General features: G+C 42.1%; 16 protein-coding genes. 7 read left to right on the forward strand and 9 right to left on the reverse strand.

The features are described from left to right. Together NWE91_03250 and NWE91_03255 are read left to right on the forward strand one after the other, a co-directional pair. Window positions 1-673 (forward strand): hypothetical protein (locus NWE91_03250; protein MCW3985412.1); only part of this gene is annotated, 673 nt, incomplete at its 5' end. Next, the gene (locus tag NWE91_03255) at window positions 666-1,136 is read left to right on the forward strand and encodes a hypothetical protein (protein MCW3985413.1); all 471 of its coding nucleotides are present in this window, start codon (window positions 666-668) and stop codon (window positions 1,134-1,136) included. The genes NWE91_03250 and NWE91_03255, both read left to right, overlap by 8 nt. Here the strand turns inward: NWE91_03255 and NWE91_03260 are convergent. Both NWE91_03260 and rimI read right to left on the reverse strand, forming a co-directional pair. Beyond that, window positions 1,118-1,651 carry a class IV adenylate cyclase gene (locus tag NWE91_03260; protein ID MCW3985414.1) on the reverse strand — a complete coding sequence of 178 codons (534 nt, stop codon included), beginning with the start codon at window positions 1,649-1,651 and terminating at the stop codon, window positions 1,118-1,120. The two genes, NWE91_03255 and NWE91_03260, sit on opposite strands and share 19 nt — an antisense overlap. A 147-nt stretch (window positions 1,652-1,798) precedes the next feature. Then, on the reverse strand, window positions 1,799-2,299 hold the full coding sequence (rimI, locus tag NWE91_03265; protein MCW3985415.1) for a ribosomal protein S18-alanine N-acetyltransferase: 501 nt from the start codon (window positions 2,297-2,299) through the stop codon (window positions 1,799-1,801). 74 nt (window positions 2,300-2,373) lie between these two features. On the opposite strand from rimI, the gene NWE91_03270 reads away from it, so the two are divergent. Beyond that, entirely contained in the window at window positions 2,374-3,381 is a 1,008-nt protein-coding gene (locus NWE91_03270; protein ID MCW3985416.1) for a hypothetical protein, read from the forward strand. Between the two features lie 31 nt (window positions 3,382-3,412). Here NWE91_03270 and NWE91_03275 read toward each other — a convergent pair whose 3' ends face one another. Further along, window positions 3,413-4,339 (reverse strand): AEC family transporter, encoded by a 927-nt coding sequence (locus NWE91_03275; protein MCW3985417.1) that lies wholly within the window; start codon window positions 4,337-4,339, stop codon window positions 3,413-3,415. 69 nt (window positions 4,340-4,408) lie between these two features. Next, window positions 4,409-5,674 carry a nickel-dependent lactate racemase gene (gene larA / locus NWE91_03280; protein MCW3985418.1) on the reverse strand — a complete coding sequence of 422 codons (1,266 nt, stop codon included), beginning with the start codon at window positions 5,672-5,674 and terminating at the stop codon, window positions 4,409-4,411. Between the two features lie 133 nt (window positions 5,675-5,807). Here larA and NWE91_03285 point away from each other — a divergent pair, with 133 nt between their 5' ends. Beyond that, window positions 5,808-6,509 carry an MBL fold metallo-hydrolase gene (locus NWE91_03285; protein MCW3985419.1) on the forward strand — a complete coding sequence of 234 codons (702 nt, stop codon included), beginning with the start codon at window positions 5,808-5,810 and terminating at the stop codon, window positions 6,507-6,509. Then, window positions 6,506-7,129, forward strand: a complete 624-nt coding sequence (pyrE, locus tag NWE91_03290) for an orotate phosphoribosyltransferase (GenBank protein ID MCW3985420.1) — start codon at window positions 6,506-6,508, stop codon at window positions 7,127-7,129. Before NWE91_03285 ends, pyrE begins: the two co-directional genes overlap by 4 nt. Before the next feature lie 131 nt (window positions 7,130-7,260). On the opposite strand, the gene NWE91_03295 is transcribed toward pyrE, so the two are convergent. The 3 genes from NWE91_03295 to NWE91_03305 form a co-directional block, all read right to left on the reverse strand. After that, the gene (locus NWE91_03295) at window positions 7,261-7,821 is read right to left on the reverse strand and encodes a TATA-box-binding protein (protein MCW3985421.1); all 561 of its coding nucleotides are present in this window, start codon (window positions 7,819-7,821) and stop codon (window positions 7,261-7,263) included. Window positions 7,822-7,871: 50 nt separating this feature from the next. Next, on the reverse strand, window positions 7,872-8,459 hold the full coding sequence (locus NWE91_03300; protein MCW3985422.1) for a signal peptidase I: 588 nt from the start codon (window positions 8,457-8,459) through the stop codon (window positions 7,872-7,874). Window positions 8,460-8,621: 162 nt separating this feature from the next. Beyond that, window positions 8,622-8,789 carry a chorismate-binding protein gene (locus NWE91_03305; GenBank protein ID MCW3985423.1) on the reverse strand — a complete coding sequence of 56 codons (168 nt, stop codon included), beginning with the start codon at window positions 8,787-8,789 and terminating at the stop codon, window positions 8,622-8,624. 321 nt (window positions 8,790-9,110) lie between these two features. Between NWE91_03305 and NWE91_03310 the strand changes: the two genes are divergently transcribed. Further along, on the forward strand, window positions 9,111-11,834 hold the full coding sequence (locus tag NWE91_03310) for a cation-translocating P-type ATPase (GenBank protein MCW3985424.1): 2,724 nt from the start codon (window positions 9,111-9,113) through the stop codon (window positions 11,832-11,834). Between the two features lie 50 nt (window positions 11,835-11,884). Here the strand turns inward: NWE91_03310 and NWE91_03315 are convergent, their stop codons facing one another. Continuing rightward, window positions 11,885-12,964: a formate--phosphoribosylaminoimidazolecarboxamide ligase gene (locus NWE91_03315; GenBank protein ID MCW3985425.1), complete on the reverse strand. Its 1,080-nt coding sequence runs from the start codon at window positions 12,962-12,964 to the stop codon at window positions 11,885-11,887. Further along, a complete protein-coding gene (locus NWE91_03320) occupies window positions 12,961-14,061 on the reverse strand; it encodes a formate--phosphoribosylaminoimidazolecarboxamide ligase family protein (protein MCW3985426.1) in 1,101 nt (366 codons plus the stop codon). The genes NWE91_03315 and NWE91_03320 overlap by 4 nt, the downstream gene beginning before the upstream one ends. Before the next feature lie 191 nt (window positions 14,062-14,252). Between NWE91_03320 and NWE91_03325 the strand changes: the two genes are divergently transcribed. After that, window positions 14,253-16,373 (forward strand): DEAD/DEAH box helicase (locus tag NWE91_03325; protein ID MCW3985427.1); only part of this gene is annotated, 2,121 nt, incomplete at its 3' end.

Here is a 16,373-nt window from a genome sequence, read left to right on the forward strand (position 1 = left end):
AGACTTCGGCGAACCAATTATGAATTCTACAGAAGAAAACTGCACGATAACATTACCAATTATATTTGACAACAATGGCTACTACAATATAGATGGACTGAACATCACTACACTCATCACAGACTATAAAAATAGGCGAATTTCAGAAGCCACCACTTACATAGAACAAGTTCCTCCTCAAAACAGCGCAACCATTTTTCACAATGTTAGTTTCAACCTAAACGAGATAATGATACAAGACCATTATCTCTTTAATGACTCGAACTTCACCCTTTCTGGTTTAGTCCAGTTAAATTATGCCAACTTGATACCGTTAGGATTCGAAGTAAACACGACAATACCGTGGGGTGCACCACTTTTCAATTTTACCATTGGTATGCCTGAATACAACACGTACAACAGTACATATATGAGAGTGAATATGCCAATCAACTTCGAAAACCATTCACCCCATTTCAACGTAAGTGGGGATATTCTAATCGAGATTTTCAATGATAGACATCAGCTCTATGGAAAGAGCGCGGTTTCTATAGATGTTCCATCCAACAATATGTATTACGGTGAGATTGAAACGCTAGTTAATGCGGCGATGGTGACAGAACGGGGGCAAATTCGTGTATACGTTGAAACGGAGATGTTCAGTTATGGTCCTATGGTGATAAGCTATGGATAAAGTGGAAAAGGGTAAAGAAGACAGGCTCACGATGAGGAATTTGATGCCACGCGTCTTTAAAGCTTTGCTTAAAGTAGCGATTGGTTACATTCTCTTCTTCGTCCTTTCAGAGCTATTGATTCCCTTTAAAGGCATCTATAGCTATCAAACGGGCTTCACAGCCTTGATTGTGCTATTTTTAATCTTTACTTTCTTTATTGAACTAGCTAAAGGCACGATTGTTCAACACGTTTTTAGCATAGCGAATTCTTTGATGATTGTGTTTTACTTTGTTTGCATTCTAGATGCAGGTATAATTAATGTCACCATAGAGCAGGTTGACCTGATGGTTGACCTGCGCTTCTTTCTCTCTATATTTATTCTGGGCGGTGTTTTGAGCTTTGCGAAGAGCATGTTACAGCTTGTGAATTGGATGAACGAAAAAGAAGAACGATGGTTGATATATCAAATCAAATCGCTGTAGGAAAGCTTTTCTAAACTCTTTGGGCTGATATCTAACTGTTCTCTGAGCTTCTCCAACTTAAGCAAGTCTTTTTTCTGTTGCTCTGAATCTTCGGAAGTTATGCATTCAAATTCTATGAACGAACCTAAGTCTTTAATCGTGTCTAAATGAATCTGAACACCTTCATAAACGTAAATTTCCCTAACTTTATCTACTGTAACTTTAACCTTTATGATTCGCTCAAGAATTTGTTTGAAGATTTGAGGCTGAGGAATTTTCAGAATGAAAACAGAACTTCTCTTTGGCTCGGCAACATTTTCTCGTTCATAATAAATCAGTTCAGCGTCAGTTTCGCCCTCCACCTCCCGCAACTTCAACCTACCCTTCGGAACCTTGTAATAAGTGTCAATCTGATGCAAAACACCCACTTGCTCAGCGCCATATTGAACAAGGTTGTCTCGAACAATGGCTAAATCATCTGCTTTAGCTTTCAACTCGACCATTCTATGTTGAACTCCTGTGGATTTGGAAGACATATTCTTTCCCCATTAGATTTCTGGCTAGTTACGATTTCTTGATTGCAGTAGTATATATGCTAAAGCGTGTGTTTTCAAGTTTGTGAGCTTAATGACTTCTTTCTAAAGGAAGCACGAAACACATCTATGAAATATTAGTCAAACGTTTCATTTCCTTAGCTTCTTCGCCATAACATAAGCATTTTCTCCATCAGCGTAGTACCTACGCGCCATCCGGACAACTTGAAGCCCTAGCTTCTTGTACATACTTGCTGCTGGGACGTTGCTAACTCTCACTTCCAAATAACATTCTTTCGCTTTATACAAACGCATATTCTTCATCGCCTCCTTCGTAAGAGCAATGCCTACGCCTTTACGTTGAAATTCCGGTAACACTGCAACGGAAACCACATGACCCTTCTTGGAAATGCTAAATAGGCCAAAACTCGAAAAGCCTGTTTCAATTCTGCACATAATATACCCTACAATGTTGTGCCCCTGCTCAGCCACAATGAAAGTAGCTGGATACCGCTCATAAATGTCCATGAAGAAATAGGTTGAATAGTTCTCAGGTAGGCAAACACGGTTTATCTGAATGACCTTTTCGAGGTCTTCAGGTTCAAACGGTCGCAGTGTGAAAGTTGTCTGCAATTGCTGTTTCCTCGCCAATTTTTAGGCAACACACATGAAAGTTAAATGTTTTGGCTTCACACACTACATATATGTTTGCAGAACCCATAGGAATGGCTGAAGACCTAGAAGGTTCAGGTATGAAAGCCTTAGCGTTGCTGTCCGGCGGTTTGGACAGTATATTAGCAGTGAAGCTAATCCAAGAGCAGGGAATAGATGTTGTGGCAGTAAACTTCATCTCCCCATTCTGTCTTTGCGGAAAAAGTGGATGTGGCGCCGCTGGAATAGCAGAACAACTCGAAATACCACTTAAGATAATGAATGTAGGTGAAGACTATCTTAAGATATTGAGGAACCCCAAGTATGGTTACGGAAAGAACATGAACCCCTGCATTGACTGTAGAATATTCATGTTCAAAAAGGCTAAAAAATACGCCGAAGAAATCGGTGCCTTATTCCTTTTCACCGGAGAAGTTCTTAACGAAAGACCTATGTCCCAGCACAGAAAAGCGTTGAGCGTCATTGAAAAAGAAGCAGGTTTAGAAGGAAAAATTTTGAGGCCTTTGTCTGCGAAGTTGCTACCAGAAACCGAAGCGGAAAAAAAAGGATGGGTTAATAGAGAAAAACTGCTCGATATTAGAGGTAGATCGAGAAAGAAACAGATCAAACTTACTAAAGAGTTCGGCATTAAAAATTACCCATGTCCCGCAGGTGGTTGTTTACTAACCTACAAGGAATTTGCAGCAAAAATCAGAGATTTATTTGAACACAAGAAAAAAGTTGGAATTAAAGACATTAACCTGTTGAAGATAGGGAGACATTTCAGGTTTGGAAAGAACAAGATAATCGTTGGAAGAAATGAAGCTGAAAATAAACAACTAGAGCGAATGAAAGGAAAGAATGATTATTGCTTCGAAGTTCCTGACTGCGGTAGTCCCATCACTTTGCTGCAAGGACCGAAAACAAGAAAGGCTGAAAGGAAAGCAGCGGCTTTGACTCTACGTTACTCTGACATAAAACTGGGAGAAGCGCTAGTTAAGTTTGGTAGAGAAAAGATGGATAAATCAGTGGTTGTTCCAGCTCTAGATGCCTCTGAAATTGAGGAACTAAGAATGAGATAATTCTCTATGCTAGCGAACGCCAATATTTCTACTAATGGCCCAACAACAAAAGCCACAAATTCAGATATAGTGCTGCTCCAAGCGAGGAGACCAGGATTAAAGAAGCGATTGTTTCTTTGTAAAAATCATAACGCTCGCTGAGAATAATCATAGAAACGGCAATGGGCATACCATGCATAATTACCAATACTGAGCTTTCCACACCAGTCAGGCCAAGCAGTCCAGTGGTTAAAAGAGCTATTCCTGGTAGGAATACTATTCTCAGCAGGCTCAGCTTGAAGGCTTTAGATATGTTTGTATACTTCCTTCCGTAAAGAAAAACTCCAAGCATAAAGATGGCCACAGTGGACGTGGTGCCTCCTAGCATGTGTAAGGACGTTGAAATGGGGGCTGGGATTTCTATTCTAGTAAGCGATAGCAGAATGCCAGACACTATTGATATGATTAATGGGTTTTTTGAAAGTCTTCTGGTAACATGCTTTATTCCTTCCCATTTTGTGGATTTCTCAAGTCTATACATCTCAAGGATAGAGAGAGACGTGGTGACGCTCACTATAGAAATGGAAGCTGCTGACAAAGTTGCCAGACGTTCTCCCTCCGTCGGAAAAGCAAATGTTACGAATGGTATGCCAAAGAAGGCTAGGCTGCCAAAAATAGTACTTAGAATCAGAAGGTAAAGGCTATTTTTTGGAAACTCGAATGCGAAGTAAAGAACTGTGTAAATTGCTAATACAATAAAGATAGGGACAATTCCCGCAGACATGAATACGAGAATCTCTGAAGTAAATTCTATTTCAACCATATTGATGAAGAATAGGGCAGGTAATGCAAAATAGTATACGTAGGCGCTGAGCACCCGTTCATCGCCCGATTTCAAAATTCCCATCCTTCTAGAAAGGAAACCAGCTCCAATTAGAAGAAAAATAGGAACTATTGTTTGCACAGTGGTGGCATTCATGGGGTTTCATCTTGTTGTGCATGGTCTTTGGATTTGTTTCACATGTTGCAGCAAACATAGCCTATGCAACTAACTCTTCACTAATGGAAAAGTCACGTGGCCATAGGGAACTGCCCAAACTTTGGCATTTTTACCTGCAATGTCAAAAGCGTCACGCAAAGCATCATTCAATGCCCTCGCCGTTTTTAGTCTAAACACGTTGACTGCATAATAATCAGGCATCGTTGAAACAAGAATAATCTGCGCTTTTCGCAAAGCTTTTAGTAAGTAGTAGGCCTTGTGCCCACCAATAACAAAGCGTTTCTTGATTTCCTTCTCCATAGGCTTCAGATCTTTAAACTTTACCATCCACTCATAAAATACCTCGTTTCCATAGCCTTCAGGGCACTCAGCAACTAAGACAATGACACCGCCACGCTTAACACTGTCCAACACATTGTCAACTGCTTTGTATGCTTGGAAGAAGTTGATGTCTGCGGGGTACCCACCAGGACTAACTATGACTATGTCTGCACGACGGTCAATTGGCACCTTGTACATTTCCTCAACCAGTTTCACACCTTCGTAGAAAGCTTGCTCCAAATCACCGGCAAACGCTTTCACAATTTCGCCTTTACTATTTGTAACCACATTCAAAATAAAATCAACCTTTGCCAGCCTTGCGGCTTCAACCATATCTTCGTGGATTGGATTCCCACTTAAAATGCCAGTTCGAGCTTGGAGATGCAAAAGCATGGCATGGTTGCGCTGAATCGTTTTGGCGCTGCTTACGCCAGGCAAAACGCTTTTTCTACCTCCACCAAAACCCGCGTAATAGTGCATTTCAACGTCGCCCGTTAGAATTCGTACATCCGCTTCCGCGAAAGCTTTGTTAACAAAAACTTTCGTTCCATATCTCTTGCCCGTTCCCATGTAAACGTGGTCCTTAGCGTGGCAGTCATGGCTTATGATTTTGACACGGTCTACTACATCTTCGCTTAGAAGTTCTCTTGCCTCGTCGAGTTTCACAGCTCTGTGGGTGCCACAGCCGAAGATTACGGTAATATCTTCGTCTTTAACGCCGAGTAGGTTTAGATTTTCCAGAAGGGGAGGAACTATCAAGTGACTTGGGGCAGGCCGAGTAACGTCATCTACAACTATTGCAACTCTGCTACCTTGCTCTATTATTTCATTTAAGGGTCTAGAACCAATCGGCTCATTTAAAGCTCGTAAAATCTCAGCTTTTGCATCTGGTACTCCAGGTTTTTCTTTTGGTTCTATGGCTCCGAGGAAGTTGCGGGTGGGAATGCGTGCACAAACCTCTGTCTTGTCGTAAGGAAGCCATACATCTACCATGGAAACGGCACTCCAAGTGAAGGAACAGTTGAGGACTACAGCTTTTAAGCCTATCGAAGACTATGTGAGACAGAAATTGTCAGCATAAGTTCTTTTAACCAAAAACACATACCAATTATGGAGGAGTATTTCCATGTCAATAGAAAAAACGGTTCCAGAAAAGAATGAAATAGCCTTCAAATGGTTTAACAACTATGCAGGTGTCACCATAAGAACACCAACTAAAATATTTGTAATAGACCCTGTGGACGTAAACGCCAAGGACTTCACAGCCATAGACGCCATTCTCATCACCCACGAACACTACGACCATCTGGATAGCCCCCTAATAAGGAAGATGCAAGAAAGAACCCAATGCCAAATATTCGCTGACCCAACATCCATAAAAAAACTCGGCGTTTCAATCCCAGCTGAAAAGCTGCAGGAAATGAGACCCGGAACAGAAACAAAAATCGACAATGTAGCTGTGAGAGCTGAAATGTGCAATCACCCGCCTGCAACCACGCCAATCACATTCATAATAACCAGTGAAGATGGCGTCAACATCTTCCACACAGCGGACAGCTTGCCCTTTCCAGAACTAAAAGACATAGGCAACGAACAGAAGCCAGACATTGTCTTTTGTACAGTCGGCATAGCACCTGGCACGTCGCCCGAGACAGCGACAGAAATAGTGAAACTTGTAAAGCCAAAAGTTGCAGTACCATACCACACAGCTTCAAAGGCTGACTTGAACAGGTTCTGCGAAATATTGTCGAAAGAAATGTCAAAAGTAAAGTGTCTGGTAGCTGAGAAAGGTAACGTTTACATCGTTGGAAAGGAACGAAGAAAATGACCGTAAAAATAGAACCGATGAAAGAACAGCTTTGCCGAGTACTCTTCAAAATTGGCGCATTGAAATTCGGCGCCTTCAAGCTCACAAGTGGAAAAATAAGCCCCTACTACATCGACCTTCGAATTGTGCCAAGTTTTCCTGATGCCTTCCGCGAAATTTGTGACTTCTACGTTAAACTCATAAAAAACAATGTCGGAATCGAGAAATTCAAGCGAATAGCGGGAATTCCCACTGCTGGCATGCCTTTCGCTTCTGTTGTCGCTTATAACCTTGACAAGTCTTTCCTCTACACTCGTCCAACCCAACGAAGGCACGGGAGAGAACGCAGAGTTGAAGGCATATTGATGCCAGGTGACAAAGTTTTGATACTTGATGATTTGATTACTTCGGGCAAATCGCTACTTAAAGCTGCGACTGCAATAAGGGCAGAGGGCGGAGTAATCAACGATGCCGTGGTTTTAATCGATAGAGAAGAAGGGGGAAAAGAAAAACTAGCAAAAGACAATATTACATTGCACTATTTGCTAAAAGCAAGGGAAGCCGCAAAAACGCTATACAAAGTAGGAGCTATAACAGACATGGAATTTGAAACAATTTTGAAGCAGAGAAAAGAAAAATAACACTAGATGCGCGATTGTCGGATGCTTCTCAACAAGGGGGTTCAAAACTAAGTATTCATTTCTTCTTGAACATAGTCATAATGCTCATAATAGAGAAGGGTGGAAGAAATATTTGAGTGTTCTACAATTAATCACTCATAAAATATCAGTTCCTTTTCTTCAAGCTCTTGGTGCAGTTTGCTAACAGCTTCATATACATATTGCTCCTTTTTAGCTCCTGTGCAAACAAGTTTCCCACTTGCAAAGAGCAGTATGACAACCTTAGGTACAGCCATACGGTAAATCAACCCGGGGAATTGCTCTGGCTCGTACATGGTTTTTCCCAATATATAGGCTGCTTTCTCTAGATCAATAAGTCCTCCAAGATTTGCTGAGGCTACAATGTTTTGGATTTTCAGCTCAGGTTTGCCTACGATAATTATGCCGCTTCCCTTTAATTCCTTGACTACCCGCATAACAGCTCTTCGAGATTCCCTCTCAGACTTGGCACCAGTGCAGACCATCTTTCCAGAGTTAAAAATCAGAGTGGCTGTCTTCGGTCTTTTAAGACGAAAAACCAAGCCTGGAAATTGTTCAGGTCTATACTCCACACCAGGATATCCTTTTACAACAGCGTTTAAATCGACACGTTGATTTAATGTTGCAGAAGCAACCACGTTTTCGATGCGAATGGTGGCATTTACTTTTGGCATTCATAGCACCTTTAAATGTTATACATTTGCATATGTCAATATATAAAGCCTTATAAAGAGTCTATGTGCAAAACGTCGGTTTCCTCTGTGGATTGTTTTGGTGCTTTCTTTTCCTTAGCGAGGGGGATTATAAATTCAAGAAGAATTAGGATTACTATGAAAATGATAATGATTAACATTCCTTCAGGTGTGCGGACAAACAAAGGGATATGCCCAAGGTAGGGGATGCTCCACACAATTTTGCCTACAAGGTTACTGTCATAGACTTTCCAAGGATCTGAACTTGGATTGTTATCACCTTTAGTCATGATATACGGGGTTCCTGCATTATCAGATATATTCACGGCCCTGTGAACAATAAGGTCATCTGGGTTGTTTGGTTTGTTAAAAACAATGATATCACCTGTTTCATATCCCGCAACAATGTCGCTTACGTTTAATCCACCTCGAACAATTATCAAGTCACCAACATCCAATGTAGGCATCATGCTTCCTGATGCAACTGCAAGAAGAGGATAGTCAGTTCTTAAGTAAATTCTTAAGCCAAACCAAAAAGCAACAATGCTGCCTAGAATTATTGCCAGAAGAATCAGGGATTTTACGTATTCATTTTTCAGGACGTGTTTAAGCTTTGGCATTCTATCGACTTCTCACCATGAACAGCGGTTTTGCTGTGTTTGTTCACTGTCTTGTATTTAAAACTTGACATCCATGGGGAACATAAAAAAGGGAAATGAAGGAGCTTAGAGTTCGGATGGAGCAGTTTTGCTTTGAAGTTGCTTTCACTGTGAACTGCCGCTTTAGATTTTCTTCTTACCTAAGACAACGCGAAAAGCTTTGCCGCATTTCGGGCAGTCGTATAGGCCGATTTCAAGTTGCGTTCTCTTGCCTTGCTTGTCAGGTCGACCAGCCATCTTCCAACTCTTTCTCATCTTGCCTTCACCGCTACATTTTGGACATTTAGGCATTATTTCTTCCTCCATAACAATGTATTATGGTTGCTATGATAATACATAAAAAATTTGCCATAGTATCCGAATATCTTAGAGGGTTTCTTTTAAGAACACACACTGAATTCTCTTCAAAGCCAAAATAATTAGCCCATATCAAAAGAAGAAGGCTTCAATTTTCGACTAATTTCTCTGTTTTTTTGCAAGTCTAAAATTGCTACTAATTTTCGAACATAGGGGCAACGTTGTTCACTGAGAAAGGTTTGAAGGAATGATGATGGAAAAACCCTTTAAGGAGAAACTATGTTAAAGCTAAACTTACTATAGGCGCGTGTGGCGATGAGTGAAGCGTGGCATTCCAAGTCAATTGAGACAGTGCTTGAGGAGCTGCATGCAGACTCTCTTGGTTTGAAAGAGGAAGAGGTAAAACAACGCTTAGAGAAGTATGGGCTTAATGAACTAAAAGAGAGAAAACGAACCTCCGCTCTTCAGATCTTTCTAAACCAATTCAAAGACATTTTTGTGGTTATGCTGTTGATCGCAACAGCCATCTCCTTCGCTGTTGGGGAGACAACCGACGCTGCTACTATAGCCACTATAGTCGTTCTCAATTCAGTAGTCGGCTTCGTCCAAGAATATCGCTCCGAAAAAGCAATGGAAGCCATGAGAAAGCTTACCGCTCCGAAAGCGCGACTAATGAGAAATGGAAAAGAAGTGTTGGTATCAGCAAAGGAGGTTGTGCCCGGGGATATTGTGCTTTTGGAATCGGGGGACCGTGTTCCCGCAGATTGCAGACTAATCGAAGTTGTAGAATTGAGAACTGATGAAGCTGTCTTAACAGGTGAGTCTACACAAGTAGGGAAAAGAACTGAAACTGTTGATGCAAATGCGCTTGTAGCCGATAGAAGAAATATGATATTTACGGCGACTTTTGTAACGTACGGTCGAGGAAAGGCTGTAGTAACCTCTACTGGCATGGAAACCGAGTTTGGAAAAATCGCTGAAATGGTGCAATCAGTTGAAGTAGAGGAAACGCCGTTAAAGCTCAAGCTGGAAAGCTTTGCAAAGAAGTTAGGAATAATTATTGTTTTTGCGTGCATCGTCATATTTGTCCTAGAACTGTTGGATCCTGCGAGACCTGGAACAGTAGTAGAGAACTTCATGACAGCAGTTGCGTTGGCGGTGTCAGCGGTTCCAGAAGGTCTTCCAGCAGTAGTAACAATATCACTAGCTTTAGGAGCTCGTGAGCTAGCGAAACGAAATGCGATAATTAGACGACTTGCTTCTGCAGAAACTTTAGGCGCTACTACTGTGATTTGCTCCGATAAAACCGGCACACTAACGAAAGGTGAAATGACTGTCCGCAAAATTTTCACAAACAGCAAAATGATTGAAGTCACAGGCGTGGGCTATGTGGCAAAGGGGCAATTTCTGCTGGATAGCAAGCCATTAGACCCAAAGGAAGATACAAATCTAAATTTGCTTCTTGGCGCTGGCACAGTTTGCACCAACGCTTCGTATGATGGCGAGAAAGTAATCGGCGACACAACAGAAGGAGCTTTGATCGTTGCAGCGACAAAAGCGGGAATGACAAAGATAGAATTAGAGAAGAAATATCCTCGGGTTCACGAAATACCCTTTACTTCAGAAAGGAAACGAATGACAACCGTTCACGAAATGTCTGAAGAAAAGTTGTTAGTTTTCATGAAAGGCGCCCCCGAAGTCATTCTAGATCGCTGCACAAAAATCTTCATAAACGGAGAACCAAAAAAAATAACCAAAAAAGAAAATCAAAAGATTTTGAAAACAAACGAGCAAATGGCAACTGACGCGCTCCGTGTGCTCGGAGTGGCTTTCAAAGAATTAGTCGACATTAGACTTGAAGACTTCCGCGAACTGAGCAAAACAGAAGATATAAACAAGCATGTAGAAAGCGACTTGGTGTTTGTAGGCTTAGTGGGGATGATTGACCCTCCAAGGGAAGAAGCTAAAGAAGCTAATAAGTTGTGTCAACAAGCAGGCATCAAGACCATTATGATAACTGGCGACCACAAACTTACTGCTGTTGCAGTGGCCAAAGAAATAGGAATAATCAAGGGTAACTCTGCGGACATGGCTTTAACAGGTGCAGAACTTGATACTATGAGTGATGAAGAGTTTGAAAAGATTGTTAAGGACATAAGGGTCTATGCAAGAGTTTCCCCTGAACATAAGCTTCGAATTGTGAAGGCCTTAAAGAAGAAAGGGGAAATCGTTGCCATGACTGGAGATGGCGTTAATGATGCTCCAGCGTTGAAGCAGGCAGACATAGGGATTGCTATGGGCATTACAGGCACGGATGTAACGAAAGAGGCAGCGGACATGGTGCTTGCGGATGATAACTTCGCCACAATTGTTACTGCCGTAGAAGGCGGACGCACAATTTATGACAACATAAGGAAGTTCTCTTTCTTTCTACTGCGATGCAACTTTGACGAGTTGGCACTAATCGGAGCTTTTGCATTACTAGGCCTCGAACTTCCTCTAACCGCAGGTATGATTCTATGGCTAAACCTAGTTACTGATGGAGGGCCAGCCCTTGCATTAACAATGGATCCTCCAGAGAAAGATGTGATGCAAAGACCTCCACGAAATCCGAAAGAAGGAGTGTTACATGGAAGAATGGCCTCGATAATTACAACTTTTACACTGCAATTCCTCTTAACTGGAGGTCTATTCTACTGGCAGTACTATCTGCTTCCCGGACCTTTGACAGAGCTGAAGTTGGCACAGGCTAGAACTATGGCTTTTACAAGAGCGACGCTGCAGGAATTATTCGTCGTATGGAATTGCCGATCTGAGAAACACAACGCTTTCAAAGTAGGATTCCTTTCAAACAAATTCTTGCTAATTGCTGTTATAGGCTCAGCAATCGCGACAATTCTTGTACCATTCATTGGACTGTTTGGAACAGTAGTGATGGACGACCCGCTTGAATGGACTCTTGTCATAGTGACTGCTATGTCTGGTTTTCTAATACTTCCAGAGGTTTTCTATAACAGAAAAATATTGAAGTGGAGATAAACTGCACAGAAGATCTCCAAACAGAAGAAAGTTGCATGTTAGCGAGATAGTTAGGTTACAACTTCACCTATTTTTCCTTCGGCTATAGCGCTTTTTACCTCCATGGCAATTCTTCTGCCCATATAAATTCGTTCGCCATACATCAAATAGGAATATGGCGATGTGCCTACGCCCACATTTGTTCCAGCAACTATCCTAGCAGATATTTCAAACGTAAAAACTTCTGGAACGTCGTTAACTATCGTTTCAAGGCAGAACGGTCCTATAATACCTGGAGGAGCAATTTCCTCAGAAACCTTCACCACATTGTCACCCATTCGTATATATCTAGAAAGCAACGATTCCCTTAGTGTTATTGGAAAGTTGCCAATAACCGTGTACGTGGGAGCCAAGCTATCCATCTTAAGTTGTTCCTCTGCGGGGATGCGTCCAAGACTGTCGATGGAAGACTCGTAGCGTCTATCTACGCACAGCAATTCGACCCTTTTGCGGAGCAGTGAACGGAAATATGATGGATAAACTGTCACGCCGAAAATATATTCTTGTAAGTGAATATTGTCTACATCTTCTTTTTTTATGAAACCTTTTTGAATCATGTCTTTAGATTTTTGGTGGAAGGCTTCCGGAGAATCTACAAGGAAATAGCCCTTTCCACCCTTTGCGCCTGGAAACTTCACAATTGTTAATCCTTCTATGTTGTCTGGCTCGTCGAAGGTCTTAGGGAGCTGCAAACCAGCTCTTCTTAGCCATATTTCCTGTTTTTCTCTGTCAACCTCCCATTGAAGTAATTGTCTGTTTCCAAACATTGGTACACATAAATTGTCCATTACTTCATCCAAATCTAGGTAAGCGTTGAATGAGCCGTGGGGAATGAGAATTGTGTTCAGCCTTCGCAGTTTTTCCTGAATTCTGTCGTCTAGAAGTTCTCTAAAATCCTCAACCAAGAGAATTTCGTCGGTTACTGGAAACCTTCGATAAACGATTTCGTCACCCTTTCTGCAGATACACACGGTGCGCAATCCTTCGTCTTTGGCGCCTTTGAAAATGTTAAGGGCTGAATGCGAGCCAATAGTACCAATGGCGATTTTGTCTTTGTCATAATTGTTTAGTATCTCTTCTATCTCGATCAAGTCACTATTTCCTCAAGCTTCTTTTGCTTTATCGCCTTCTTAATCTCTATAGCTACCCTTCTTCCAGGTCCAACTTCCTTTCCATACTTGTATTTCATGTAGGGTGAAGTTGGCTCTACGCATGGGCACCCTGGAATTCTAGGGCTAACATCGAAGACATAGAATTCAAGGTTTTTGTTCATAGCACCTTGTAGTGCAAAAAGCCCTATCATGCCTGGCGGGTACTCTTTTTTGCATGCTTCGACAAATTGTTCTCCAGCTGCGAAAATTTTTTCCAATTGTGACTCTCGCATTGTGGCGCCCATGTGTCCCACTTCGACATTCTGCACGGTTATCTTAGCCTCTAATTGTTCGTCGGCGGGCAAATCTAAAACGCCGTCCAAGTTTGTTTGGATTCGCCTATCAAACCCTAGAAGGTCTATTTCGTCGTCTAGTGGGGACCAGAAGAAGTTCGCGTTGAACTTTGCTCCTACAATATATTCCTCAATTATGGCTTCTTCCAAAGCATGTCTGTCGATTACGCCTTTTTTTATTCTTTCTTCGGCTCTTTTAATGTATTCTTCTGGTGAAGAGGCGTAGAAGAAGGCGCGCTCAATTTTTCTTTGTTTTTCAGGAACTTTGACTATTACCAGTCGGTTTATATCTTCGGGGGAGCCAAAGATTTTCGGCATTCTTATGCCTGCTTTTTTCAACAAATAGTATTGGTTTTTGGGCAGATTTCTTTCCTCAGCTCTTAAAATGCGCCTATTTCCGAAGATTGGAATTAGAAAATCGTTTTCTATGTTATCATATCCCACATATACTGAAAAAGACCTGTTTGGAACAAAAATCGTGTTCAGTTCTAGCAGCTTTTCCTGATTTTCATCTTTAATTATGTCAACAAATTTCTCTAATACTAAGGCATAGGTGAACAGGTTTTTGTAGTGTTTTGTGTATGTTTTTTCTCTTCCTTTTTGGCAAACAACAACCACCTCAAGGCTTTCCTGTTTTGCTCCGTGAGCGATTTCTAAGGCGGAATGTGAGCCTAGAACGCCTATCTTGACTTTATCAGGGTGATAGGTTGAAGCGATATCTTTTATTTTTTTGTTGAGCCTCATGATTTTCACTGCTGCGTGTACTTGGTATCTCTTATACTTTGAAGAAATAAAGCTTTCAAACTGAAATCATTTTTGCTATCATAGTAGCTGGCTACTGCGAATCGCCGACTCTACGTATGCAGCTGTTAACCAGAACACTTTTAGAGAAGCTTTCTTCACTATTTTCCTACGTTTGGAGTCCCAGACCTTTCTTGAAAGCTGAACCCGAAAACGTTTTCAACCTGTTTGTAAAGCCCATTCGAAGGCTTGTTGAGCAGAGAGGATTCCAAACCCCAACGGAACCTCAGAAAAAAACAATACCCCGAATTCTCGAAGGCAAAAACGTTTTACTTATCTCTCCAACTGCAACTGGTAAGACAGAATCAGCAATTCTCCCCCTTTTGAACCTGCTCATTCAAATGCCCGACCGCCGACGTGGAATTAAGGTTTTGTATGTCACGCCGTTGCGTGCTTTAAACCGCGACTTGTTGGAGCGTCTACAGTGGTGGTGCAACAATCTAGACATAAGACTAGCGGTGCGACATGGAGATACTGACACTAAAGAAAGAACTAGACAATCAAGAAGCCCACCAGACATATTAATAACCACACCGGAAACGTTGCAGGCCATACTAACCGGATGGGTGCTGCGCCAACATCTACGACATGTAAAATGGGTAGTCATCGATGAAGTTCATGAAATGGCGGACAGTAAACGCGGCAGCCAACTCTCACTTGCCTTAGAAAGGTTACGAACTATCGCCGACAGCGAATTTCAGATGATTGGTCTCTCCGCCACTATAGGTAGCCCAGAGAAAGTAGCCCAGTTCCTAGTAGGCAACGGAAGACCAGTAGAAATAGTGAAAGTGCCTGTTGCCCGAGAGATGCAGTTGAAAATAATTTTCCCAAAGGCAACTTCTCAAGACCATGAGCTTGCTTCATCTCTCTATACTCATCCAGAAGTTGCAGCTCGACTTCGAATCATACGTAGCTATATTGAAAAGCATAGGTCAGTATTGCTTTTCACCAATACACGTACAATTTCTGAAGTGTTAGCTAGCCGCTTTAAAATATGGGACATAGACTTTCCAGTTTCTATTCACCACGGTTCATTAGCTAAGCCTTCAAGAATAGCAGCAGAAAGAGGACTGAAAAACGGAGAACTGAAAGGACTTGTTTGCACAAGCTCGCTAGAATTAGGCATAGACATAGGTAGAATAGACCTCGTTGTCCAATACATGAGCCCCAGACAAGTTACGCGGCTAATTCAACGCGTCGGCAGAAGTGGTCACAGAGTCGGGCGCATAGCTAAAGGAGTTATAGTTACTATGGATTCTGATGATACGCTTGAAGCAATGGCTATTGGCCGCATGGCTTACTGTGAAGAGCTTGAACCCGTAGCTGTTCCCTACAAGCCTTACGATGTCCTTGCTCACCAAATTGCTGGATTGTTGATGAAGAGGAGACGCCTTTTCTTCGGTGACATTATAGAACTCTTCAATAAAGCCTATCCCTATGCTGACCTTGCGATGGAAGACTTGCAGAAAATTCTAACTTACATGCATACGCGGTTTCCACGAATCGCATGGGTCTCATTTGAAGACCTTGTTGCCTTAAAGCCCCGCAGAAGCAAGGCGTTGTTCGAGTACTACTTTGACAATTTGTCTATGATACCGGCAGAAAAGCATTACTTAGTCATAGACGAGCCATCAAACACTGCAATAGGCGTTTTGGACGAAGCCTTTACAGCCGAATATGGGAAGCCAGGCGTTAAATTCATCATCCGCGGGAGCGCATGGAAAATTCTTCACATACACAGTGACAAGATATACGTAAAATCCGTCGATGATCCCACTGGAGCAATCCCTAGTTGGGTAGGAGAAGAAATCCCGGTGCCTTTCGAAGTGTCACAGGAAGTTGGGAAGATTCGAGGTTTTGTTGAGCGGGAAATAAAGAGAGGGAAGCCAATCCGCCAAGTTGTCACTCAATTAGCCGAGAAATACCCGGCAGACAAGGACACTGTGTCACGAGCGTTGCAAGGAACATTTGAACAAGTAAAGAAGGGCTATCCTGTCCCGACAGACAAGCGTATGACTATAGAAGACTGGGAAGACTTCGTAATCATACATGCGAACTTCGGCTCTTTGACTAATCGTGCGTTAGCCCAGCTACTTGGTCACTATTTATCAGAGCGAACTGGCCACACAGTTGCCGTTCAGCACGATCCCTATCGGATTTTCATTCAAACAATTGGAACAACAAACGCCGACAACATAGTAGCCCTCTTTAACGAACTTAGGCAGACATCAAACAGTGTAATACGTGACGCCTTG

Source organism: Candidatus Bathyarchaeota archaeon (genome assembly GCA_026014805.1).
Classification (GTDB): domain Archaea; phylum Thermoproteota; class Bathyarchaeia; order Bathyarchaeales; family SOJC01; genus JAGLZW01.

Coding starts and splice junctions, on each gene's coding strand:
- NWE91_03255 (MCW3985413.1), top strand. CDS start 666: ATGGATAAAGTGGAAAAGGGTAAAGAAGACAGGCTCACGATGAGGAAT.
- NWE91_03320 (MCW3985426.1), bottom strand. CDS start 14,061: ATGAGGCTCAACAAAAAAATAAAAGATATCGCTTCAACCTATCACCCT.
- NWE91_03270 (MCW3985416.1), top strand. CDS start 2,374: ATGGCTGAAGACCTAGAAGGTTCAGGTATGAAAGCCTTAGCGTTGCTG.
- NWE91_03275 (MCW3985417.1), bottom strand. CDS start 4,339: ATGAATGCCACCACTGTGCAAACAATAGTTCCTATTTTTCTTCTAATT.
- larA (MCW3985418.1), bottom strand. CDS start 5,674: ATGGTAGATGTATGGCTTCCTTACGACAAGACAGAGGTTTGTGCACGC.
- pyrE (MCW3985420.1), top strand. CDS start 6,506: ATGACCGTAAAAATAGAACCGATGAAAGAACAGCTTTGCCGAGTACTC.
- NWE91_03310 (MCW3985424.1), top strand. CDS start 9,111: ATGAGTGAAGCGTGGCATTCCAAGTCAATTGAGACAGTGCTTGAGGAG.
- NWE91_03300 (MCW3985422.1), bottom strand. CDS start 8,459: ATGCCAAAGCTTAAACACGTCCTGAAAAATGAATACGTAAAATCCCTG.
- NWE91_03295 (MCW3985421.1), bottom strand. CDS start 7,821: ATGCCAAAAGTAAATGCCACCATTCGCATCGAAAACGTGGTTGCTTCT.
- NWE91_03285 (MCW3985419.1), top strand. CDS start 5,808: ATGTCAATAGAAAAAACGGTTCCAGAAAAGAATGAAATAGCCTTCAAA.
- NWE91_03305 (MCW3985423.1), bottom strand. CDS start 8,789: ATGCCTAAATGTCCAAAATGTAGCGGTGAAGGCAAGATGAGAAAGAGT.
- NWE91_03260 (MCW3985414.1), bottom strand. CDS start 1,651: ATGTCTTCCAAATCCACAGGAGTTCAACATAGAATGGTCGAGTTGAAA.